This is a genomic window from Sinorhizobium fredii NGR234 (assembly GCF_000018545.1).
GTDB lineage: Bacteria > Pseudomonadota > Alphaproteobacteria > Rhizobiales > Rhizobiaceae > Sinorhizobium > Sinorhizobium fredii_A.
This window is the reverse complement of sequence record NC_012587.1, coordinates 910,011-931,950: the sequence shown is the minus strand read 5'-3', so window position 1 is coordinate 931,950 and position 21,940 is coordinate 910,011. Positions and strand designations below refer to the sequence as shown.

The following is a 21,940-nucleotide window of genomic DNA, read 5'->3' as shown; positions in this document are numbered from 1 at the left end:
GGTTCCTCACGCGCGTCGGCTGATGAGCGGCCCCTTCGACGAGCCGAATTCGGCGATCACAGTCTCGCCGGCGACAGCCTTCTGGCCGACACTGACGCGCGGCTGCGCGCCTTCCGGCAGAAACACGTCGACGCGCGAACCGAACCGGATGAGGCCGAAACGCTCGCCGCCTTCCAGCGACGCATTTTCCGTCGTCCAGCAGAGGATGCGCCGCGCCACCAGGCCGGCGATCTGGACGACGCCGATGGCGCCGTGGCTCGTCTCGACGACAAGGCCGTTGCGTTCGTTGTCATGGCTCGCCTTGTCGAGTTCGGCGTTCAGGAAGCTGCCGGCGCGATAGGCAATGCGCCGGACGGTGCCGCTCATCGGGGCACGGTTCACATGGCAGTCGAAGACATTCATGAACACGGAAATGCGCAGCATCGGTTCCGAGCCGAGGCCCAGTTCTTCCGGCGGGGTGACGGTGGCGATCGACGATACGCGCCCATCGGCGGGGCTGATGACGAGATCCTCGTCGATGGGCGTCATGCGCTCCGGATCGCGAAAGAAATAGGCGCACCAGGCGGTCAACAGAAAGCCGATCCACATCAGCGGCTCCCACAGGAGACCAAGGATCAGGGAAACGACGAAGAAGATCGCAATGAAGCGATAGCCTTCCTTGTGCACCGGGACCAGCGTGTTGCGGACCGTTTCGACCAAGCTCATCAACTTACTCCAGATGTAATGTCGCAGGTGAACTAGCGCGAATTCGCAGGCCCGGCAACGGCGAACGCCAAATGAGAGTTGCAGCGGTGCGGCCGACAGCGACCCTCATCATGCCGCCGGCACGCCGCGATCGACGATGCCGAGATCGTCGCGCTCGCGCACCCGCTTCAACTGCTCCTCGGCTTGCGTTGCCTCGCGCTGGCGGCTCCACATGGAGGCGTAGAGGCCGTCGCGGTCGATCAACTCGCCATGCGTGCCGCGTTCGGCGATGACGCCGTCCTTGAGCACGATGATCTCGTCGGCATTGATGACGGTCGACAGGCGATGGGCGATCACCAGGGTGGTGCGATTGCGCGACACGACGTCGAGGGCGGCCTGGATTTCCTGCTCGGTCTTCGTGTCGAGGGCGGAGGTCGCCTCGTCGAGGATGAGGATCGGCGGTGCCTTCAGGATCGTCCGCGCGATCGCGACGCGCTGCTTCTCGCCGCCCGAAAGCTTCAGTCCACGCTCGCCGACCATCGCCCGATAGCCGTCCGGCAAGCCGCCTACGAAGTCGGCGATCTGCGCGGCTTCGGCGGCCGCCTCGACCTCGGCATCCGAAGCCGCCGTACGGCCATAACGGATGTTGTAGGCGATGGTGTCGTTGAAAAGCACGGTATCCTGGGGAACCATGCCGATCGCGCCGCGCAGGCTCTGCTGGGTGATGTCGCGCACATCCTGACCGTCGACGGTAATCGCCCCCTGCTGTACGTCGTAGAAACGGTAGAGCAGCCGCGACAGGGTGGATTTGCCCGCTCCTGACGGACCGACGACCGCCACCGTCTTGCCGGCCGGCACCTCGAAGGAAATTCCCTTGAGGATGGGACGAGCCGGATCATAGGCGAAATGCACGTCCTTGAAGGCGATCGCGCCGCGGCCGATCGTCAGTTCCTTGGCCTCCGGACGGTCGATCACTTCCGCCTGAACGTCGAGGAGATCGAACATGTGCTCGATATCGGTCAGCCCCTGGCGGATTTCGCGATAGACGAAGCCGATGAAATTCAGCGGGATGGCGAGCTGGATCAGCATCGCGTTGACGAAGACGAAGTCGCCGATGGTCTGTTCGCCGCTTTTGACGGCGAGCGCCGAGATCGTCATCATCACCGCGGTGCCGGCCCCGAAAATCAGCGCCTGGCCGAAGTTCAGCCAGCCGAGCGAGGTCCAGACCTGGGTCGCGGCGCGTTCGTAGCGCTCCATCGACTTGTCGAAGCGCTTCGCCTCCATCTCCTCGTTGCCGAAATATTTGACGGTCTCGAAGTTCAGCAGCGAATCGATCGCCTTGGTGTTGGCCTCGGTGTCGCTGTCGTTCATCGACCGGCGGATGGCGATGCGCCAGTCGCTGGCGCGCACCGTGAACCAGATGTAGAGCCAGACGGTGATGGCGGTGACGAGGAGATAGCTGAAGCCGTAACCCCACCAGAAGATCACCGCGGTCAGCAGAAATTCGATCAATGTCGGGACACTGTTCAGGATCGTGAAGCGAACGATCGTCTCGATGCCCTTGGTGCCGCGCTCGATGATGCGCGAGAGGCCGCCGGTGCGCCGCTCCAGATGGAAGCGCAGCGACAACTGATGCATGTGGACGAAGGTTCTGTAGGCAAGCTGCCGGACGGCGTGCTGGCCGACACTCGCAAAAAGGGCGTCGCGCAATTGGTTGAGTCCGGACTGCAGCAGGCGCGCCAGATTGTAGGCGAGTACCAGCATCACGGCGCCGGTCAGGAACTGCGGCAGGAAACCGAGTGTATCCGGCTTGTTGTTCAGCGCATCGGTCGCCCACTTGAAGAAATAGGGTACGAGAACGAGGACGATCTTGGCGGCGACAAGAATGATGGTCGCCCAAATGACCCTGAGCTTCAGATCGGGACGGTCGACAGGCCACATATAGGGCCAGAGATTGGCGATCGTACCGAATGGATTGGCGGCATCGGCGGAAACCGTCTTCTTCTGGTTCTGAGGTGCCAAGTGCTTCTGCTTCCAATGCTTCCGGATTGCGGCGATGCCTAATGCGCGCGACCCCCGACGTCATCCGAGAGGCCGGGATACCGCTCGAGCTCGTCCGCGATCCCCTGACCGATCAATGAAAAGCGGCGTCCGTTGAAGACGCCGCGTTTCCTTACAGATAGGTCTGCAAACCGGCCACCGCAATGGAACTGCGGTGGCGGACGAACAATTATTCGCGCCTCACGCGCTTGCGATGGATCTCCCGCGACTCCTCGTCGGAGAGAGACTCGTTGGGAACCCCGAACACCTGGCCGGGACGGATCAGGTCGGGATTGTCGATCTGTTCGCGGTTGGCCAGATAGATCGTCGTATAGCGTACCCCCGCGCCATAGACGCGGCGCGAAATCTGCCAGAGCGTATCGCCGCGGCGGATGATTACCGATTCCTTGCTTTGTTTGAGCGGCGGCTGCTCGATCGTTGCAGGTTGCGCCTCGGCCGGCGGCGACACCGCGACCTGCTCGCCCGAAGACTGAGGTGCGGCATTCGCCGTGTTCCCGGGCTTCGGCGGCTCCACCGCATCGCTCGCCGTGCCCTGAGGCTTGGCGGAGGCCGTGACGACGGTCCCGGCCGGCTGCTGCGGCAAGGCAGGTCCGATGACCCCATCAACCTTGCCCAGCGTCGCGACGATGCTTGCCGGGTCCTGCGGCGAATTTCGAAGAAGCTTCAGAGCCTCGGCGGCTGCCTTTGAAACCTCGGCCGCCGCGGCCGTCTGCGCCGCGTCGGAACTGTCGGCCGGCTTGAACTCGGAAAGCGACTTCAGCGCAAATTCCGTTGCCGAACGAGCAGCGGCAAGCTGCTCGGCGGAGGGCTGCTTTCCATCGGTGAACAACCCCTTCAGCAGGGCGACCGCCTTGCCTGCTTCCGTCCTGAGGCCGTCGAGGCCTGGGGCAGCGGAGCCCGCGGAGGAACCGGCAATCGCGGCAACCTGCGCGCCGGCCGGCCTGTCGAAAGGCACCGAGGCGCGCATCGCGACCTTGGTGGCGTCCTCGCCCAACATGTCCGCACGGATGATGTGGCTGCCGACGGCGAGATCAACCGAACCATCGACGACGAAGTGTCCCTGCTCGTCCGCCTTCATCTCTCCGACAAGCTTCTCGTCGGCATAGATGCGCACCAGCGCTCCGGGCTTCGCATTGCCGGCAACGAATATCTTCTTGCCTTCGATCTCCACGGCCGTCACCTGCAATCCCGGCACGATATTGGAAGGCGCCGGCGTCGCCTCCGTCGCGCCGTTCTGGGTGGCGGGTACCGCGGCAGTCTCGGTCGGCTTGGACTCGGCCTTAGGCGTGGTGATCAGCCGGCTCGCCTCGCCCGGCTTGGAGACCATCGCCAGCAACTGCCCGCCCGGCTCCTTCGGCACGGAAACGGTCGCAACCTCTTCCGAAATCTTGCTGGCGCCGTCGGCAGCAACACTTCTGAGCGTGAGCTGGTGGTCACCCGTTGCAAGCGGCTTGTCGAAGACGGCGGCGAAGTCCCCGGCGGCGTTGACATCCGCCGTGCCGACAACGGTATCGCCGCTGAGGATCTCCAGCTTCGTACCTGGCTGGGCGCGGCCGGCGACGACGGTCGACCCGTCCGGCTCGACGCGAAGAAGATCAAACCCCGGAATGGTCAAACCGCCGGCCGCAGCGGGAGCGGAGCTCGCGGCCGCTTGCTGCGTGGCCGCCCCGGTGCTCGAATCGCCTTCGACTTTGCCGGCCGGGGCCGCTCCTGCGGTCTCACTGCCGCTTGCCGCCGGTTGCGCGGCCTGATCCTTGTCATCTTCATTCAGATCGAGGTTCGGCTGAACCACGAAGACCATCAATGCAGTCGCAATTGCCAGCACACCGAGGGCCACCCAGCTGGCCTTGTTCTTAATCATGCCACTCTCCACAGGAGCGGAGCGTTGCTCCGCACATGCCCCTTATCGGCTCGCAACATGCAAGCCTTTGCTACATTATAGCGCAACGGCGGTCGCCCGTCCGAATTCTTCAATGTAATGCTGAAATTGCTAACGTTTCCTGTAGTTAAGAACAAGCTTCGACTGCGCAGGCGAGCAATGGCGCGACAGATTTTCGCGCATTTTCCTTGACCATGCTGCGCTGCAATGTCTTTTTTGCCTTCATGATCAAGCACCCTGCCCCGATTCGATCCGTCTGCGTCTATTGCGGTTCACAGCCCGGACGCGATCCCGCGTATATCGAGGCGGGCCGTCTGCTCGGCAAGTCGATCGCCGATCATGGTCTGCAGCTCGTCTATGGCGGCGGCACACGCGGCATCATGGGTGCAGTGGCAAGCGGGGTGCTTTCGGCCGGCGGCCACGTGACCGGCATCATCCCCGAATTCCTGATGGACAAGGAAGCGACCCGCCACTCGCTCGGCCAGCTCAACGAGCTCATCGTCACCGGCGACATGCATGAACGCAAGCACACGATGTTCGAGCGTGCCGACGCCTTCATAGCACTGCCCGGCGGCATCGGCACGCTGGAGGAGATCGTCGAGATCATGACCTGGGCGCAGCTCGGCCGCCACCGCAAGCCGATGGTGTTCGGCAATATCAACGGCTTCTGGGCGCCGATGCTCGAACTCCTGACGCACATGCGCGAGCAGGGCTTCGTCCACACGGCTCACCTGGTTCAGCCGCTGGTGATCGACCGGGTCGAAGACATCGTCCCCGGCATCCTGGCCAGCGTCGCCTCAAACGGCCGCGAAGGCGAGACCGAGATCATCGCCAAGATGTGAGCTATTCCGCCGGCGTCGGCTGCGCCGCACGGCGAGCCCTGCTTTCGACGAGCATCGCGCCCGAATAGATGAAGAGCGCCGCCCAGATCAGCGCGAAGGCGATCAGTTTCGCGACGCCGAAGGGCTCGTGGAAAACAAACACGGCGATCACGAAGATCATCGTCGGGGCGATGTACTGCATGATGCCGATGGTCGACAGCCGCAGGAGCTTGGCGCCATTGGCGTAGATCATCAGCGGCACGGCGGTGACAAGGCCGCAAGAGAGAAGCAGCACGACGTCGGTCATGGTCGTGTCACCGAAATGGCCCTGCCCGGTCGCCTCGAGCCAGATGATGTAGCCGATCGCCGGGACGCTGAGCAGAAGCACCTCGAGGAAGAATCCCTGATTCGGACCGATCGGCAGCGTCTTGCGGAAGAAGGCGTAAAAGCCCCAGGAGATGCAAAGCCCGATCGAAACCCAGGGCAGGCCACCGGCGTCGAAGGCGAGCACGGCGACGGCAAGCGCAGCGAGCGCGATCGCCACCATCTGCGTCGGACTCGGCCTCTCCTTGAGCAGCAGAGCCCCGAGGAAAATCGAGAACAGCGGGTTGATGTAGTAGCCGAGTGCCGTCTCGATCGCCCGCCCGGCTCCGATCGCCCAGACATAGATGCCCCAGTTGACGGTGATGAGCGCGGCCGTCAGCGTCGCCATCTTCAGCATGCGCGGCGAGCGCAACGCGGTCCTGATCTCCTGCGTGCGGCCGAGCCACAGGAGCACGAGGCCGGCGAGCGGCACCGACCAGACGATGCGGTGCGCGACGACCTCGGGTGCCGGGATATGCGCCACGGCCTTCATGAAGAAGGGCAGGAAACCCCAGAGCAAATAGGCCGTCAGCGCGAAGGCGAATCCTCTCGCGGAATCGGTATTCTCTGCGGGCTGTTTCGCGTTCGGCTCGGCCATGATCCTGATCCTGAAAACTCGACCGCAGCCAAGCGGAGATCGCTCCGGTCTCGATCGACGGCAAGTCCTGGGTGCAGAATTGCCGTCCCTCCTCCTTGCGTCCTACCCCAACGAACGGTGATGCACCAATTCATTTCCGTGAACCGAAGCGTGAACGACGTTGAAGATGGGGCAAGGACTATTCGGCAGCTATCAGCCCGACCCGGTCGCGGTTCTTGAGCAGCTTGTAGACGATACTGTCCATCAGTGCCTGGAAAGACGCGTCGATGATGTTGTCGGAGACGCCGACGGTCCACCAGCGCGCGCCCGTTCGGTCGGTCGATTCGATCAGCACGCGGGTGATGGCACCGGTGCCGCCATTCAAGATGCGCACCTTGTAGTCGGCGAGCTCGAGGTCGGCGATCTCCGACTGGAACTTGCCGAGATCCTTGCGAAGGGCAAGGTCGAGCGCATTGACGGGACCATGCCCCTCGGCGACCGACATCATCACTTCGCCGTCGACGATGACCTTGACCACGGCCTCCGACACGGTTTTCAGATTGCCGTTCGCATCGAAGCGCCGCTCGACCATGACCCGGAAGCTTTCGACATGGAAGAAATCGGGCACGGTGCCGAGGATGCGGCTGGCAAGCAGCGTGAAGCTCGCATCCGCACCTTCATAGGCATAACCGGTCGCCTCGCGCTCCTTGACGATCTCGATCAGCTTGTCGAGCCGCGGATCGTCCCTGGCGACTTTGATGCCGCGTCGCTTCAGCGCGTTGATGAAGTTCGCCTTGCCGCCCTGGTCGGAGACCATGACCTTGCGCAGGTTGCCGACCGACTCGGGCGCGACATGTTCGTAGGTGCGCGGATCCTTCAGGAGCGCCGAGGCATGAATGCCGGCCTTCGTGGCAAAGGCCGAAGCGCCGACATAGGGCGCCTGCGGGTCGGGCGAGCGATTGAGGAGTTCGTCGAAGGCATGGGCAAGCGTTGTCAATTCCTGCAGCTTGTCGGCGTCGATGGCCATCTCGAAGCGCGCCGAATAGGTTTGCTTCAGCGCCAGCGTTGCGATCAGCGTCACCAGGTTGGCGTTGCCGCAGCGTTCGCCGATGCCGTTCAGCGTTCCCTGTATCTGCCGGACGCCGGCCTCGACCGCCGCCAAGGAATTTGCCACTGCCTGGCCGGTATCGTTGTGCGCGTGGATGCCGAGATTGGCGCCCGGGACCCCTGACGCGACGACGGCCGAAACGATCCCGCGGATTTCCGGCGGCTGCGTGCCGCCATTGGTGTCGCAGAGCACCACCCAGCGCGCCCCCGCCTCGAGCGCCGTCTTCGCACAGGCGACCGCATAGGCCGGGTTTGCCTTGTAGCCGTCGAAGAAATGTTCGCAATCGACCATGGCCTCGCGGCCGGAGGCGACGACGGCCTCGACCGAGGCGCGGATGTTCTCGAGGTTTTCTTCGTTCGAACAGCCGAGTGCCACCTCGACATGATAGTCCCAGCTCTTGGCGACGAGACAGATGGCATCGCTTTTCGCAGAGAGCAGCGCGTTGAGGCCCGGGTCGTTGGAAGCGGAGATGCCGGCACGCTTGGTCATGCCGAAAGCGACAAAGGAGGCCTTCTGCGTACGCTTATGCGTGAAGAATTCCGTGTCGGTCGGATTGGCTCCCGGATAACCGCCCTCGACATAGTCCACTCCGAATTCGTCGAGCATGGCCGCAATGGCGATCTTGTCCTCGACGGAAAAGTCGATGCCGGGCGTCTGCTGCCCGTCTCGAAGCGTCGTGTCGAAGAGATAGATGCGTTCCTTGGTCATGGCTCGGTCCAAAATGCAGGTCTGGAAATCAGTGCGGGTTTACCGCTATTCGGTCTTGCCGCCGAATTTGTCGGTCGCGCGGATCAGGCGATCGAGAATGCCCGGCTCGGAATAGGCATGGCCCGCCCCCTCGATCAGATGGAACTCGGTCTCGGGCCAGGCCTTGTGCAACTGCCAGGCATATCTGGCCGGGCACGGCATGTCGTAGCGGCCATGCACGATCACGCCCGGGATGCCGTGGAGCTTGTGCGCATCGCGCAGCAATTGCCCCTCGTCGAGCCAGCCGGCATTGACGAAGAAATGGTTCTCGATCCGGGCAAAGGCATCGGCAAACTCCTCTTCCTCGAACCGGGTACTGGTCTCCGGCTCCGGCAGAAGCGTGATCGTCTCGCCCTCCCAGATGCTCCAGGCCTTGGCCGCCGCAAGCCGCGTCGCGCGGTCGTCGCTCGTCAGGCGGCGGTGATAGGCGCGCATCATCTCGTGACGCTCTTCCGGCGGGATCGGGGCGATGAAGCGCTCCCACTTGTCCGGGAACATCTCCGAGACGCCGAACTGATAATACCAGTCGAGTTCGGCCCTGGTGAGCATATAGACGCCCCGGACGACGAGCTCGGAAACGCGCTCCGGGTGGGTTTCGGCATAGGCGAGCGCCAGCGTCGAGCCCCAGGAACCGCCGAATACCAGCCATTTCTCAACGCCGGCGAGTTCACGCAATCGCTCGATGTCGGCGACGAGATGCCAGGTCGTATTGGCCTCGATCGCCGCATGCGGGGTCGACTTGCCGCAGCCGCGCTGGTCGAACAGCGTCACATCGTAAAGCGCCGGATCGAAGAGGCGGCGATGATTCGGCGAGATCGTCCCGCCGGGTCCGCCATGCAGGAACACGGCCGGCTTCGCCCCTGATGTGCCTGCCTTTTCCCAGTAGATCACATGGCCGTCGCCGACGTCGAGGCGACCCGAGGCGTAGGGTTCAATTTCCGGATAAAGAGTTCTGAGGGCAGCACTCACGGCAAGACTTCCTCGGGTGGCCAGTGGACTGTGTCGAAATCGGGGTGCTGGCGGTTCGATTCCAGCACGCACAGATGGCGCGCGGCTGCTTCTTCACTGCCGTCATCGGTGTCTTTCTCGGGAAGTCTCGGCAGGTGCGCAAACCAGAACATCCGCGACTCGACGCCGGACTGATAGATGGGTTGGACGTCATCGGGATCGTCGAGCGAGCCGAGTGCGATGTTCAGGAAGCTCGCATCCGGCATGTCGTAGAAGAGCGGCGTCCCGCAATTGCGGCAGAAGCCGCGCCGCACCAGATCGGAAGAGCGAAACCAGGAAGGCTGGCCGCGGGTGATGCTCAAATTCTCGCGCGCGATATTGGCAAGCGGCAGGAAATAGTTGCCCGCCGCCTTCTGGCACATGCGGCAATGACAGATATGCGGATCGTCGAGCGTGCCCTCGGCACGGTAACGCACCTGGCCGCATTGGCAGCCGCCCGTGAAGATGCGCCGGATCATGATGTCCACTGCCCTGCCGACGGCCACTGCTCCGTCTCGTGATCGGGATGCTGGAAGGAGATGACCTGTTCCTGCCGCGCATAATAGTCCTGATCATCATGGACCGGCTGGTCGAAGATCGTTTCGACCCACGGCAGCCGGGCCTGGTAGTTGACCTGGATCCGCGGCGCGAGATCGGAGCGGTCGTCGAAGGCGCCGATGGCGATTTCCAGGCCGCCGGGATGCCGATAGGTCAGCGGCGTACCGCATTTCGGGCAAAAGCCGCGATCGATATTGACCGAGGATTGGAAATAGCTCGGTTCGTCGCGTACCCATTCCACCCCGTCCTTCGGCGCCGTCACCAGGGCCGAAAAGAACGAACCGAACTGCTTCTGGCACATCCGGCAGTGGCAGATCGACGGGCGTCCGAGCTCGCCGCGAATGCGGAAACGAACCGAACCGCACTGGCACCCTCCAGTTCGCATGGCGTCACTCATCGTCTCTCCTCCGGGGGCCAGTTTTCGGTGTCATGATCGGGATGCTGATAGGAAACGACATCAGCGAGGTATGAAGCCGCGTCGATGTCGGCCATCGTCTCCTCGCCGGGAAGGCTCGGCACATTGTCGACATAAGGCAATTTCGCCTCGATACCCCACTGGATCGTCGGTGTTATGCCTTCGGGCCTGTCGAAAGCAGCAATCGCCAGCGCCATGCCGTCCGGCGCCTCGAAGGTAAGCGGCGTGCCGCAACCGCCGCAGAAGCCGCGCCAGACCGCATTGGACGACTGGAACCGCTTGCGCTCGCCCCGCGTCCAGGAAACTCTTGCGCCGCGCACCGAAACGAGCGGCAGATAGAAATTGCCGCTCGCCTTCTGGCACATACGGCAATGGCAGACTGATGCGTCGCCGAGCTTGCCCTCGACGCGGAAGCGGACCGCACCGCATTGGCATCCGCCGGTATGGACATCGTCAGCCATGTCTTCCTCCTATTGCATGCTCAGGTCTGGGACCGTTTCACTTCCCAGGTCGTCACCCGCTCGCCCGTTTCCGGATCCTTGCCGTCCTTGAGCTGGATGCCTCGGGCCAGGAGATCGGCGCGGATGGCATCAGCCTCGGCATAGTTCTTCGCTTTCAGGAGTTCGAGGCGCGCTCGAACGCGACCGTCGATCTCCTCGACGACCGCCACGTCGAGCTCGATCTCCTTCGGCAGCACGCCGAGGAGCGCGGCGCTTGCAGCGAAGGCGCCGAGATACTGCGCATCCACCGACGCCTTCTGCGCCAGCGCATGCAGCGCCTGGATCGCCGCGACGGTGTTGAGGTCGTCCGCCAGCGCGGCCACGATGGCCGCGTCCGCCTCGCCCGCCGCCTCACCCGGCACCGGCCATCTGGAGAGCAGGTGCTCGGCCTCCTCCAGCCGCTTGATGGAAAAATCGATCGGCTCGCGATAATGCGTCATCAGCATTGCCAGCCTCAGCACTTCGCCCGGCCATTGGCGGCCGCCGAACTTCTCCGTGTGCAAAAGCTCGTAAATCGTGACGAAATTGCCTTCGGACTTCGACATCTTGCGGCCTTCGACCTGCAGGAAGCCGTTGTGCATCCAGACATTCGCCATGACGTCCGTGCCGTGCGCGCAGCGCGACTGGGCGATCTCGTTCTCGTGATGCGGAAAGATCAGGTCAAGCCCGCCGCCGTGAATGTCAAAAACGTCGCCAAGATAGCGGCCGCTCATCGCCGAGCATTCGATGTGCCAGCCGGGCCGGCCGCGGCCCCAGGGACTGTCCCAGCCGGGCTCATGCTCCTGGGAAAGCTTCCAGAGTACGAAGTCGCCGGGATTCTTCTTGTGGGCTTCGACCGCGACCCGCGCGCCGGCCTGCTGCTCGTCGAGATTGCGTCTGGAAAGCTGGCCATAGTCCCGCATCGACTTCGTATCGAAGAGCACCTCCCCTTCAGCCTGGTAGGCATGCCCCTTGGCGAGCAGCTTCTCGATGATCTCGACCATCTCGGCGATGCTCTCGGTGGCGCGCGGCTGCACGGTCGGCTCGAGGCAGCCGAGCACGGTCGCATCATCGAGGAACTGCGTCTCGGTCTTTTCGGTGACGCGCCGGATCGCTTCGTTCAGCGGCAGGCCGGGATAGTCCCGCAGGGCACGCGCGTTGATCTTGTCGTCGACGTCGGTGATGTTGCGCGCATAAGTGACGCGGCTTTCGCCGTAGACGTGGCGAAGCAACCGGAAAAGCACGTCGAAGACGATGATCGGCCGCGCATTGCCGATATGGGCATAGTCGTAGACGGTCGGGCCGCAGACATACATGCGGACGTTTAGAGGGTCGATCGGCCGAAAATCGGCCTTTTCCCGCGTCAGCGTGTTGTACAGCTTCAAAGTCGGCATTCCGCCCATCCCAAATCTCCAAGTCTGCATTGCAACCGTAGCACTATGCGCCCGGGGCGGCCCGCACGTTTGTCATCTTGGATTTCGGGAGACGAAAACGGCCAGGCCAGCGGATCGCTAGCGAATAATCTTCCGGCAAATAATGCAGATAACCGTTTTCATGGCGATCCTTATCGCGCGTCGCATGGCGCCGGTCAAGAGGCCGGCCGCATGCAAGCAAAAGTGGACACGAGCGAAAGACTGCGGCCATCGATTTGTCACGATTCGGCTCGACCGGATCGTAACGCGGAAGCGTGATTCGCACTGCACTTTCGTGCAGCAGCGGATCCATGTTTCCCGCGGAACAAGGAGAAACGCCGTTTTCGGGCACAAAAGCGAAGACGAAGCGTTCCCGATATATAGGAAGCATCAAGGAGAACATACAAATGAAACCCGCCAAGACTCCCGGCTCCAAGCCCCCGGCGGCCGATCTCGTGGCGCAATATCGGCCGCTTGGCCTCAAGGCCGTGCTCGCCGCCTGCCTGCAGGCCAAGGCCAAACCTGCCGGCAAGAAAACTCGTCAAGCACCCCGCGTGGCAGGCCGGAGCGCGCCCTAAAAGAGCGTCAACTGTCCGTCTTCCTTTTCGCGCTCGGCGGGAGGTCTTTTCGCCAGGATCGATGCTATGGGGGCGACTTCGTCCTGGAGGTCGGGCCCGCTATTCGCGACCTTGTTGACCTTGTCGGACACGGGAACCGCCTCGAAATAGTCCTCCGGCGGCGGAGCCAGAAGGTCTGCCACGTCGCGCGGTTCCTGCGTCCGGCAGTCCAGCCAGCGGGAAAATTCCTCCGGCGGAATCACGACCGGCATGCGATCATGGATGTGCCGGATCGTCTTGTTCGCGCCCGTGGTGAGAACGGCGGCGGTGTCGACCTCCGACCCGTCAGCCGACGACCAGGTCTCCATGAGGCCGGCGAAGGCGAGGATGCCACCCTTCTTCGGCCGAACCCAATAGGCCTGCGAGGCTTCTCCACTACCCTTCGGCGGACGATGCCACTCATAGAAGCCGGATGCCGGCACCAGAATGCGGCGATGGCGCATCGCGGCACGGAAGGCGGCCTTTTCCGCCACGGTCTCGGCGCGTGCATTGATGAGCAGCGGAAAACTGCGCGGATCCTTCACCCAGCCCGGGGTGAAGCCCCAGCGCACGAGCATCGCCTGGCGATCCGGCAGGTTGCTGCCGGGCTCCGCCCGCTCCGAAGCGACGATGATCAGGATCGGCTGGGTCGGCGCGATATTGAACCGCATCGGGAAATCTTCGACCTTCAGCAGGCCGAACAGTTCCAACAATTGTTCCGGGCTCGCCGTCAGCGCAAAACGTCCGCACATGACAGGGATGTCGCATTTCACGTAGGATGGGTCAACGACCACAAGAGTTCAGATCTCAGCATGGCACGCCAGCCGCAACTCGCCTCCTCCGCCATCATCGAACGGGACGGACGCTATCTGCTCGTCCGCCGGGCCAATCCGCCGTCGGCCGACATGTATGCCTTTCCGGGCGGTCGGGCGGAGCCGGGCGAGTCTCCCGCCGAAACCGCCTTGCGCGAACTCACTGAGGAGACCGGGATCTGTGGCCGCGACCCGGTGCTTTTCGAGACCTATGACCTCGTTCCGACCCAGGCGGAGAGCCGGCATTTCCTGCTCTCGGTCTTCACGGTGCAGGCAGATTCCGATTGCGACGCCGTTGCCTCGGACGATGCGGCAGATGCCGGCTGGTTCACGCCGGAGGAAATCTTCGCCCTGCCCATTCCCGAAAGCGTCCGCCATTGCGTGGAAAAGCTGGCCGGTCTTCGGCCGTCCATCCGCCCGAGCCACGACGCCCTTGCAAGCCGCGCCGATTCGGATTTGATGGAGCCATGACCGTCGCGCCACTCATCTTCCGAATCCTCCTCGCCGGCACCGCGCTTGCGAACGCAGCAGGGGCTGCTGCGCAGGAGGCGTCCCCCGCCCCTCAGGAAACCGAGGTCGCCGCGCCGCCTCCAGGCGAAGACAAGCCGCCGCCCTATGAACAGCGCCTCATCCGCCTGGCCGAAATCCTCGGCTCGGTCCACTATCTGCGCAATCTTTGTCTCAACGAGCCGCAAGATAGCTGGCGCCGCTCGATGCAGGAACTGATCGACAAGGAGACCGCCGACGAGCCGAAGCGGCGCGAGCGGATGACGGCCGCGTTCAACCGCGGGTATCGGACCTTCGCCTCGGTTTACACTGCCTGCACGGAGCCCGCGACGCTCGCCGAGGAGCGATACCGTGCCGAAGGTGCAACACTCGCTTCCGAAATCGTCGCGCGTTTTGGAAATTAGCCCGATATTAACCTCTTTTTCCGGCGGCCCGTGTCGTTTCGGGAAAAGGCTGCTAAAGTCCGTTAAGAGAGTGGTAAGAAGTGACCGGCCTGTCTGCCCGTTCAGTTGCGGTTCAGCGAAAAGGCGCTAGGTTGGCCAAGTGCACGTGATGGAAGCCGCATGGAACGAATGATGGAACCAAGCCTGACCGACATCGACGACATGATCGTCCATGAGAAAATGCAGGCGGCGCTGGAACACCAGAACGAAGCCTGGGCGGACGGCATGGCGGATGGGATCGAGCCGGAAATCATTGCCGACGCGGCCATTGCGCTGGCCATGCGGGAAACCATTCGACTGCATGGCGAAGAGGGCGCCGAGGCCATGCTGAATTCGCTTCGCGAGCGTATGCTGGCCGGAGAATTCTCCCCACAGCGGTCAATCCAATAGCATCAGGACTGCCCATGACCCGGAACCTTGCAGGCCGAGCCGGAGCGGCGCGCCTCGTCATGCTGTTGCTGGCGGGGGCCGTATTCTGCGTCCCGATGGCGGCTCCGGCTGCGTTCGCATTGAGTGAACTGAAGGGCGCCCCTCCTCCGGCTCCCGCTGATAGCGCCGAGAATTCGGCGCCGGCGGAGTCGCCCGAAGCCGAACCGGATGAGCCGCTCGAAATCCCGATGCCCGATCCGCTCGTCGACAAGGCCGCGACCGAAACCAAGGATGCCGCGCCCGAAGTGGTCCAGCCGGTCGAAGTTCTGACAGACGTCTCGAAAATTCCGGCCCCAGTCGCCCGCATGCGCGAGTTGATCGTCGAGGCAGCCGCCTCCGGCGACATCGAGCGGCTGCGCCCCCTGCTTGGCAAGGGGCCGACCCAGACGCAGGTCAGCGGCAGCGGCGGCGAGGAAGACCCGATCGCGACCCTGAAAGGTCTTTCGGGCGACCAGGATGGCGTCGAAATCCTCGCAATCCTGCTCGATGTTCTTTCGACCGGCTTCGTCCTTGCCGACAAGGGCACGCCGGAGGAAGCCTACGTCTGGCCTTATTTCGCCGAAAAGCCGTTGGCTTCGCTGACGCCTCCGGAGAAGGTCGACCTGTTCCGGCTGGTGACCGCCGGCGATTTCGCCGGCATGGAAGAATTGGGCAACTACAATTTCTACCGCGTCGGCATCACGCCCGACGGTCAGTGGAAATTCTTCGTCGCCGGCGATTGAACACTTTCGCAGAGCGTTTGTCCGCGGGGTGTATGCCGGAAAAAGCGTTGCACCCATCCTCGCCGCACTCAGTACGCTTGCCCTTCCGCAGCGGAAATCCTACCTCTTCGACAAAGAGAACGGGATTCGAAACCATGCCCAAGCTTCGCCTCGACGACCGCGTCACCATCAGCGTTTCCGGCAAGGACGCTGACGCATTGCTGCAGGGTCTGGTCACCACCGACATCGGCGCGCTGGCCGACGACGAAGTGCGGCCGGGGGCACTGCTGACACCGCAGGGCAAGATTCTTTTCGACTTTCTGATCTCCCGCGATGGAGAAGCGTTGCGGCTCGAAACGTCCCGCGACCAGGCCGAGGCGCTGTTGAAGCGGCTGACCATGTACAAGCTGCGATCGGCGGTGGAACTATCCCTTCTCGCGCCGGCGCCGGTCGTGGTCGCCTTCGGGGAGGAACGGCCCGAGAGCAGCTATCGCGACCATCGATTCGAGAAGGCCGGGATACCCGTGTTCCGTCTCTATCGTGAAATCGCCGGCGCAGGGGCCGGCGCCGCCGACTACGACCGACTGCGGATCGAAGCTGGCGTCGCCACGGCGGGCCGGGACTACGCACTGCAGGACGCCTTTCCGCATGACGTGCTGATGGATCTCAACGGTGGACTGTCCTTCCGCAAGGGCTGCTATGTCGGCCAGGAGGTCGTCTCTCGGATGCAGCACCGCGGTACGGCCCGCCGCCGCGTCGTCATCGTCTCCGGGCAAGCCTTACTTCCACCAACGGGCACTAGTCTTTCAATTCATGGTCGCCCGATCGGCTCGCTCGGCACCGTCCAGGACAGGGCCGGCCTTGCAATCGTCCGCATCGACAAGGCGGGCGAAGCAATCGCCAAGGGCGACCCCATTCTCGCCGGCGATGTGCCGGTCACGCTGACACTGCCCGGCTGGACCGGCCTTGCCTTCCCGGCCGAGGCGGACGAGGCGAGCGCATGATGAATGCGCGCGCGTGGCAGCGGATGCTTTCCGGCCGGCGGCTCGATCTGCTCGATCCCTCGCCGCTCGACGTCGAACTCGCAGATATCGCCCACGGCCTTGCACGGGTGGCCCGCTGGAATGGGCAGACGATTGGCGACTACGCCTTTTCCGTCGCCCAGCATAGCCTGCTGGTCGAAGACATTTTTCGCCGCACCAACCGCTGCAATGCGTCCGACTGCCTGATGGCGTTGCTCCACGATGCACCTGAATATGTCATCGGCGACATGATTTCGCCATTCAAGGCCGTGGTGGGCGGAGGATACAAGACGGTCGAGAAACGGCTCGAAAGCGCCGTCCATATGCGCTTCGGCCTGCCGCCTCATACACCCAAGGAACTCAAGGAGCGGATCAAGAAGGCCGATCGCGTCGCCGCCTATTTCGAAGCGACGGAACTTGCCGGTTTTTCACCGGAGGAAGCGCGCAAGTTCTTCGGCCAGCCGCGCGGCGTGACGCGCGAGACGCTGCTGATCGATCCCTTGCCCGCGGTCGATGCACAACGGCTTTTCGCCGAACGGTTCACGTCGCTGGAGGCGGAGCACATCAAGACGAGCCAGGAGGCCTGACATGACAGGCATCGTCGTCTCGCCGCTCGGCCGCATCGCAGAAATGGCTATCCGCCACGGCTGCCGCGAGATGCTGAGCCTGATGGCGAAGGGGCAGGATTTTCACCGTCCCGGCATAATCGAACGAGACAAGCATCTGACGATCGGCGTCAACGACATCAACTTTGCCGGAACCGGCGACCTGATTGCGCCGCAGGAAATGCATGTCGCCCAGATCATCGACTTCGCCCGAAGGTGGGACCGCTCGCGCCCGCTGCTCGTCCATTGCTGGATGGGGGTCTCGCGCTCGCCCGCCGCTGCGCTGATCGCGGCGCTGGCAGTCGCGCCGGACCAGGATGACGAGGGTCTCGCAAGACGCTTGCGGCTCGCCTCACCTTTTGCAACGCCGAATGCGCGGCTCGTGGAGATCGGCGACGAAGCACTGTCGCGACGGGGAAAGCTCGCCGCCGCGGTGCGGGCGATCGGCCGCGGCGCCGATGCCGACGGCAATGCCCCCTTCCTCCTGCCTCTCCTTCCGGAAGATGCGCGCCATGCAGGTTGAGGGGGTGCCGGTCACCGTCGAGATTGGCCTCAACGCCGTCATCGTCGCCGTCGTCAACCGCAGTCCGCGCATCCTCGCGGTCAGCGAGACCGATGGCGACACGCGCGATAGCCTGCCCTTCGGCCCCTTCGACCCGGCGCGCCACCGCACATTCGAGGCGAGCCTGCGGGCCCGCGTCGAAAAGCGAACGGCGCTGAAGCTCGGCTATATCGAGCAGCTCTACACCTTCGGCGACCGCGGGCGCCAGCGGCTGCCGGGTGAAGAAGGCAAGCACATGGTCTCGGTCGGCTATCTGGCGCTGACCCGCACTGATGCCGAGAACACCGAGAGACTGGCTGAGGCCGGCGCCCATTGGCGGGATTGGTATGGCTATTTGCCTTGGGAAGACTGGCGGCAGGGACGTCCGGCCGTGCTCGACCAGACGATCCTGCCGGCCCTTGCCCGCTGGGAAGCCGGCCTTGCCGGCGATGAGAAATCCGCGGCAAACGTGCAACGCCGATCGCGCGCACGGCTGGCCTTCGGCCTCGACGACTTTCCGTGGGACGAGGAGCGCGTGCTGGAGCGCTACGAACTGCTCTATGAAGCGGGGCTGGTGCGCGAGGCGGTGATCGACGGCCATGGCCGCGAAACGGACAAGCCTGCGGCGGGCCTAGCGATGCGGCATGACCATCGCCGCATCGTCGCGACGGCCGTCGCCCGGCTGCGTGGCAAGATCAAATACCGGCCGGTGGTTTTCGAACTGATGCCGCCGGAATTCACTCTTACGGACCTTCAGGCGACGGTCGAGGCGATCTCCGGCCGCCATCTGCACAAGCAGAATTTCCGCCGGCTGGTCGAGGGCGCGGAACTCGTCGAGCCGACGGGCGGAACGCTTGGCTCGACCGGCGGCAGGCCGGCCGCGCTCTTCCGCTTCCGACGACAGATTCTCGATGAGCGCCCTGCTCCCGGCCTCAAGGTCGGCGGAAGATGAATTGCTTTTGTGCATGTCGTTGCCCCAAAGCCGCTGCACACGTTGGGGCGACATGCATTATTTGATGACGGCGCAGGCGAGCCGGTCGCCGGCGTCTCCGGCCGGCTGGCTGCGGTTGTCGTCCGAGCGCGCATGGATGACCAGGGCGCGTCCGCGAATGGCCGTCGCCTGTTCATCGAGCGAAACGAAGCTGTTGAACACCTGGGCGCGCAAGATGCCGTCGGCCCCGACGAATTGATTGGGCATGTCGCCGGCATGCGGGCCGTGGGCGGCGAGAAAGCCGTGCTCGGCGCCCTCATCTCCGTCGAGAAAATGCTTGCCGGCAGACTCGAAGCCGTCCGCTACGTCGCACACTCCCGTTTCGTGGACGTGGAAGGCTACCCAGGTGTCCTTGGGAAGGCCGCTGACCTCCATCTCGATCAGCACACCCTTGCCGCCGGAGGTCAACGTCGCCCGGCCCGTGTCCGTGCCGTCCTTGCCGACGAATTCGGCCGTTGCCGTCTGCGATGATTGCTGCGCCGAAGCAGTCGCCGCCAGTCCCACGGCAGCGGCGAGCGCGATTACCACCCTGATCATCATCGTTCCTTCCTCGCTGTCGGTTTGAGGAGCAACGCGCGGTTGCCCATCTCGTTCCAACGGCAATTTCGGAGATAGGCCGTTCGACGGGCTCAAAGTCAGACCGAAATATCGAGCCCGATGTCGAGTGTCGGTGCCGCCATGGTGATCTTCGACGTCGAGATATAGTCGACGCCAGCTTCGGCGATCGCCCGGATCGTCTCGATCTTCACATTGCCGGATGCCTCGAGCCGGGTACGGCGTGGGTCGTCTTGATAGGCGGCGGCGCTCAGCCCCCAATGTCCGCCATTGACGGCCACCGCCTCGCGCAGGAGGTCTGGACCCATATTGTCGAGCAGGATGACGTCGGGCGTCGCGGTCAACGCCTCGCGCATCTGCGCCAGCCCATCCACTTCGATCTCGACCTTGACCAGATGGCCGCAATAGGCGCGCGCCGCACGGACGGCCCCGGCGACACCCCCGGAGACCGCGATATGGTTGTCCTTGATCAGCACCGCGTCATCCAGGCCGTAGCGATGGTTGGAGCCTCCGCCGAGCCGAACGGCGTATTTCTCAAGGGCGCGAAGGCCGGGAATGGTCTTGCGGGTGCAGCAGACCTTTGCTGCCGTATGGGCGATTTCGTCGGCGAACTTCGCGGTGTAACTGGCAATCCCGGAAAGGTGCATGAGGAAATTCAGGGCGACGCGCTCGCCCGAAAGCACGCCGCGCGCCCGACCAGAGATTCGCGCAATCATGGTTCCCGGCGCGACGCGATCGCCATCGGCGACCAGCGCTTCGAAGCGGATTGAAGGATCCACGAGGCGGAAGGCGGTGCGCGCCAGCTCCAGTCCGGCAACGACGCCCGCTTCACGCACGTTCATAGTCGCAACCGCCGTCATGTCCGGTCCGATGGTCGCCAGGGTGGTAATGTCGCCGGCTCGGCCGAGGTCTTCGAGGAGAGCGGTTTTCACCTGCTCCTCGACCATGAGGGCAGACAGTTCCGGACGTAGGGCGACGGTCATGATCTTCTTTCCGATTTCGTCTGTCTGCACGGCAGTGACACGGGCGGCCGTCAAGCCGGCTCCGTCTCAGCGACCTCGGCAGCCAGGCGCTCCGCCTGTGCGAGCGTCAGATAGGTGCGCCGTTGCCATTCCGGACGTTCCTCCGGGCAATCGTCGCGGAAATGACCGCCGCGGCTTTCGGTACGCTGCAGGGCGGCGACGGCGATGAGCTTGGCCGTGGTGATGATATTGGCGAAGCGCAACCGCGTGTTGACCCGTTCCAGTTCGGCGATCTCGCGGATCGCCTGCAGCAGGCTTTCCCGTGTGCGCACCACGCCAACGCATTCGCTCATCAGGCCGCGCAGCCGCTTGAAGGGCGGGCTGTCCTCGACGGTCACCGGGTCATCGTTCTCGCCGGCATTGTCGCCCCATTCGGTGAGCTTGGGCGCCGGCAGCGTACCCTTGATGTTTTCGGCGATCCGCGCCGCGAAAACCACCGCCTCGAGCAGCGAGTTGGAGGCAAGCCGATTGGCGCCGTGGACGCCGGTCGAGGTCACTTCCCCCGCCGCCCAGAGGCCGTCGATCGAGGTGCGGCCTTCGCCATCCGTCAGCACTCCGCCCATGTGGTAATGGACCGCCGGGGCAACGGGGATCGGTTGCGTCACCGGATCGATGCCGGCCGCCATGCAGGAAGCATAGACGGTCGGGAACATGTCCGGGAAATGCTTGCCGATCGCCTTCGTGCAATCGAGAAAGGCGCCGCGCCCGGCCTTGACTTCCGCGAAGACGCCGCGGGAAACCACGTCGCGTGGGGCAAGCTCGCCATCCGGATGGATATCGAGCATGAAGCGGCGGCCCTTCGAATTGACAAGGATGGCCCCGTCGCCGCGCAGGGCCTCCGTCGCGAGCGGTGCCGGATCCTTGCCGATGTCGATCGCCGTCGGGTGGAACTGCACGAATTCCGGATCGGCGATGATGGCGCCTGCCCGTGCCGCCATGCCGACGCCCTGGCCGCAGGCTTCCCACGGATTGGTGGTGACGGCGTAAAGGTGGCCGAGGCCGCCGGAGCAAAGCACGACGGCGCGCGCCGGAAAGGATACCCGGGTCTTCGACTGACCGGCATCCGGCCGTGCGACGACGCCGGAAATGAAGCGGCCTTCGCGCACCAGTTCCTCGACCACATAGCCCTCGATGACGCGGATCGACGGGGTCCTGCGCACGGCGGCGATCAGCGCCTCCATGATCGCCTTGCCGGCCATGTCGCCCTTGACGCGCACGATGCGCCGCTCGGAATGCGCCGCCTCGCGCGACAGGATAAGCTTGCCTTCGAGGTCCCGGTCGAAAGGCACGCCATATTCAAGCAGATCGTGGATGCGCGCCGGTCCCTCGGCGACCATCATCCGGGTCATCTTCTCGTCGACGATGCCGGCGCCGGCCGCCATCGTATCGGCGACGTGTTTCTCGAAGGTGTCGCCCGTGCTCATCGCCGCGGCGATGCCGCCTTGCGCCCAGGCGGAGGAAGCGCCGTGGCCGATCGGCGCGGCGGCAAGGATGGTGACGGGACGCGGCGCCAGCTTCAGCGCGCAGAAAAGCCCGGCAAGGCCGCCGCCGACGATGACGATGTCATCGATCCCGTTGAAGGATTGCGGTCGAAAATGGTCGGTCAGCATGACTCGATAACTCCT

General features: G+C 63.9%; 25 protein-coding genes. 10 read left to right on the top strand and 15 right to left on the bottom strand.

Annotated features, from left to right (window positions below; all coding sequences use genetic code 11):
• Window positions 1–6: 6 nt before the first annotated feature.
• The 3 genes from NGR_RS15655 to NGR_RS15645 all read right to left on the bottom strand — a co-directional run bounded on the left by NGR_RS15655 (window position 7) and on the right by NGR_RS15645 (window position 4,606).
• Complete coding sequence (locus tag NGR_RS15655; RefSeq protein WP_012707448.1) at window positions 7–705, bottom strand: phosphatidylserine decarboxylase; 699 nt, start codon at window positions 703–705, stop codon at window positions 7–9.
• 108 nt (window positions 706–813) lie between these two features.
• Window positions 814–2,706, bottom strand: a complete 1,893-nt coding sequence (locus NGR_RS15650; protein WP_012707447.1) for an ABCB family ABC transporter ATP-binding protein/permease — start codon at window positions 2,704–2,706, stop codon at window positions 814–816.
• A gap of 208 nt (window positions 2,707–2,914) precedes the next feature.
• Window positions 2,915–4,606 carry a LysM peptidoglycan-binding domain-containing protein gene (locus tag NGR_RS15645; protein WP_012707446.1) on the bottom strand — a complete coding sequence of 564 codons (1,692 nt, stop codon included), beginning with the start codon at window positions 4,604–4,606 and terminating at the stop codon, window positions 2,915–2,917.
• A gap of 242 nt (window positions 4,607–4,848) precedes the next feature.
• Here NGR_RS15645 and NGR_RS15640 point away from each other — a divergent pair, with 242 nt between their 5' ends.
• A complete protein-coding gene (locus NGR_RS15640) occupies window positions 4,849–5,466 on the top strand; it encodes a TIGR00730 family Rossman fold protein (RefSeq protein ID WP_165447149.1) in 618 nt (205 codons plus the stop codon).
• Between the two features lies 1 nt (window position 5,467).
• Here the strand turns inward: NGR_RS15640 and rarD are convergent, their stop codons facing one another.
• The 8 genes from rarD to NGR_RS15600 all read right to left on the bottom strand — a co-directional run bounded on the left by rarD (window position 5,468) and on the right by NGR_RS15600 (window position 12,404).
• Window positions 5,468–6,406: an EamA family transporter RarD gene (rarD, locus tag NGR_RS15635; RefSeq protein WP_012707444.1), complete on the bottom strand. Its 939-nt coding sequence runs from the start codon at window positions 6,404–6,406 to the stop codon at window positions 5,468–5,470.
• Between the two features lie 178 nt (window positions 6,407–6,584).
• Window positions 6,585–8,201 (bottom strand): citramalate synthase, encoded by a 1,617-nt coding sequence (cimA, locus tag NGR_RS15630; protein WP_012707443.1) that lies wholly within the window; start codon window positions 8,199–8,201, stop codon window positions 6,585–6,587.
• A 45-nt stretch (window positions 8,202–8,246) separates the two neighbouring features.
• Complete coding sequence (pip, locus tag NGR_RS15625) at window positions 8,247–9,209, bottom strand: prolyl aminopeptidase (protein WP_012707442.1); 963 nt, start codon at window positions 9,207–9,209, stop codon at window positions 8,247–8,249.
• Window positions 9,206–9,706: a GFA family protein gene (locus NGR_RS15620; RefSeq protein ID WP_012707441.1), complete on the bottom strand. Its 501-nt coding sequence runs from the start codon at window positions 9,704–9,706 to the stop codon at window positions 9,206–9,208. Before NGR_RS15620 ends, pip begins: the two co-directional genes overlap by 4 nt.
• A complete protein-coding gene (locus NGR_RS15615) occupies window positions 9,703–10,182 on the bottom strand; it encodes a GFA family protein (protein ID WP_012707440.1) in 480 nt (159 codons plus the stop codon). Before NGR_RS15615 ends, NGR_RS15620 begins: the two co-directional genes overlap by 4 nt.
• On the bottom strand, window positions 10,179–10,661 hold the full coding sequence (locus tag NGR_RS15610) for a GFA family protein (RefSeq protein ID WP_012707439.1): 483 nt from the start codon (window positions 10,659–10,661) through the stop codon (window positions 10,179–10,181). The genes NGR_RS15615 and NGR_RS15610 overlap by 4 nt, the downstream gene beginning before the upstream one ends.
• 20 nt (window positions 10,662–10,681) lie before the next feature.
• A complete protein-coding gene (cysS, locus tag NGR_RS15605) occupies window positions 10,682–12,082 on the bottom strand; it encodes a cysteine--tRNA ligase (protein WP_164924241.1) in 1,401 nt (466 codons plus the stop codon).
• Between the two features lie 34 nt (window positions 12,083–12,116).
• Window positions 12,117–12,404 carry a hypothetical protein gene (locus NGR_RS15600; protein WP_164924240.1) on the bottom strand — a complete coding sequence of 96 codons (288 nt, stop codon included), beginning with the start codon at window positions 12,402–12,404 and terminating at the stop codon, window positions 12,117–12,119.
• Window positions 12,405–12,498: 94 nt separating this feature from the next.
• Here NGR_RS15600 and NGR_RS32360 point away from each other — a divergent pair, with 94 nt between their 5' ends.
• A complete protein-coding gene (locus NGR_RS32360; RefSeq protein ID WP_165447148.1) occupies window positions 12,499–12,669 on the top strand; it encodes a hypothetical protein in 171 nt (56 codons plus the stop codon).
• On the opposite strand, the gene NGR_RS15595 is transcribed toward NGR_RS32360, so the two are convergent.
• On the bottom strand, window positions 12,666–13,439 hold the full coding sequence (locus NGR_RS15595) for an SOS response-associated peptidase (RefSeq protein WP_012707437.1): 774 nt from the start codon (window positions 13,437–13,439) through the stop codon (window positions 12,666–12,668). The two genes, NGR_RS32360 and NGR_RS15595, sit on opposite strands and share 4 nt — an antisense overlap.
• A 60-nt stretch (window positions 13,440–13,499) precedes the next feature.
• Here NGR_RS15595 and NGR_RS15590 point away from each other — a divergent pair, with 60 nt between their 5' ends.
• From NGR_RS15590 to NGR_RS15555, 8 genes are all read left to right on the top strand, one after another.
• Window positions 13,500–13,970 (top strand): NUDIX hydrolase, encoded by a 471-nt coding sequence (locus NGR_RS15590; RefSeq protein ID WP_012707436.1) that lies wholly within the window; start codon window positions 13,500–13,502, stop codon window positions 13,968–13,970.
• The gene (locus tag NGR_RS15585; RefSeq protein ID WP_012707435.1) at window positions 13,967–14,410 is read left to right on the top strand and encodes a TIGR02301 family protein; all 444 of its coding nucleotides are present in this window, start codon (window positions 13,967–13,969) and stop codon (window positions 14,408–14,410) included. The genes NGR_RS15590 and NGR_RS15585 overlap by 4 nt, the downstream gene beginning before the upstream one ends.
• A 159-nt stretch (window positions 14,411–14,569) precedes the next feature.
• Window positions 14,570–14,839, top strand: coding sequence for a hypothetical protein (locus tag NGR_RS15580; protein WP_012707434.1), 270 nt, complete (start codon window positions 14,570–14,572; stop codon window positions 14,837–14,839).
• A gap of 14 nt (window positions 14,840–14,853) precedes the next feature.
• Complete coding sequence (locus NGR_RS15575; protein WP_012707433.1) at window positions 14,854–15,600, top strand: hypothetical protein; 747 nt, start codon at window positions 14,854–14,856, stop codon at window positions 15,598–15,600.
• 134 nt (window positions 15,601–15,734) lie between these two features.
• Window positions 15,735–16,583 (top strand): YgfZ/GcvT domain-containing protein, encoded by an 849-nt coding sequence (locus NGR_RS15570; RefSeq protein ID WP_012707432.1) that lies wholly within the window; start codon window positions 15,735–15,737, stop codon window positions 16,581–16,583.
• The gene (locus NGR_RS15565; protein ID WP_012707431.1) at window positions 16,580–17,188 is read left to right on the top strand and encodes an HD family hydrolase; all 609 of its coding nucleotides are present in this window, start codon (window positions 16,580–16,582) and stop codon (window positions 17,186–17,188) included. The genes NGR_RS15570 and NGR_RS15565 overlap by 4 nt, the downstream gene beginning before the upstream one ends.
• Before the next feature lies 1 nt (window position 17,189).
• A complete protein-coding gene (locus tag NGR_RS15560; RefSeq protein WP_012707430.1) occupies window positions 17,190–17,729 on the top strand; it encodes a tyrosine phosphatase family protein in 540 nt (179 codons plus the stop codon).
• Window positions 17,719–18,699 (top strand): NUDIX hydrolase, encoded by a 981-nt coding sequence (locus NGR_RS15555; protein ID WP_164924239.1) that lies wholly within the window; start codon window positions 17,719–17,721, stop codon window positions 18,697–18,699. Before NGR_RS15560 ends, NGR_RS15555 begins: the two co-directional genes overlap by 11 nt.
• A 57-nt stretch (window positions 18,700–18,756) precedes the next feature.
• On the opposite strand, the gene NGR_RS15550 is transcribed toward NGR_RS15555, so the two are convergent.
• The 3 genes from NGR_RS15550 to NGR_RS15540 all read right to left on the bottom strand — a co-directional run bounded on the left by NGR_RS15550 (window position 18,757) and on the right by NGR_RS15540 (window position 21,925).
• A complete protein-coding gene (locus NGR_RS15550) occupies window positions 18,757–19,275 on the bottom strand; it encodes a superoxide dismutase family protein (protein WP_164924601.1) in 519 nt (172 codons plus the stop codon).
• Window positions 19,276–19,373: 98 nt separating this feature from the next.
• Window positions 19,374–20,276: a carboxylating nicotinate-nucleotide diphosphorylase gene (nadC, locus tag NGR_RS15545; protein ID WP_164924238.1), complete on the bottom strand. Its 903-nt coding sequence runs from the start codon at window positions 20,274–20,276 to the stop codon at window positions 19,374–19,376.
• A 50-nt stretch (window positions 20,277–20,326) separates the two neighbouring features.
• Complete coding sequence (locus NGR_RS15540) at window positions 20,327–21,925, bottom strand: L-aspartate oxidase (protein WP_012707426.1); 1,599 nt, start codon at window positions 21,923–21,925, stop codon at window positions 20,327–20,329.
• Between the last annotated feature and the right edge of the window lie 15 nt (window positions 21,926–21,940).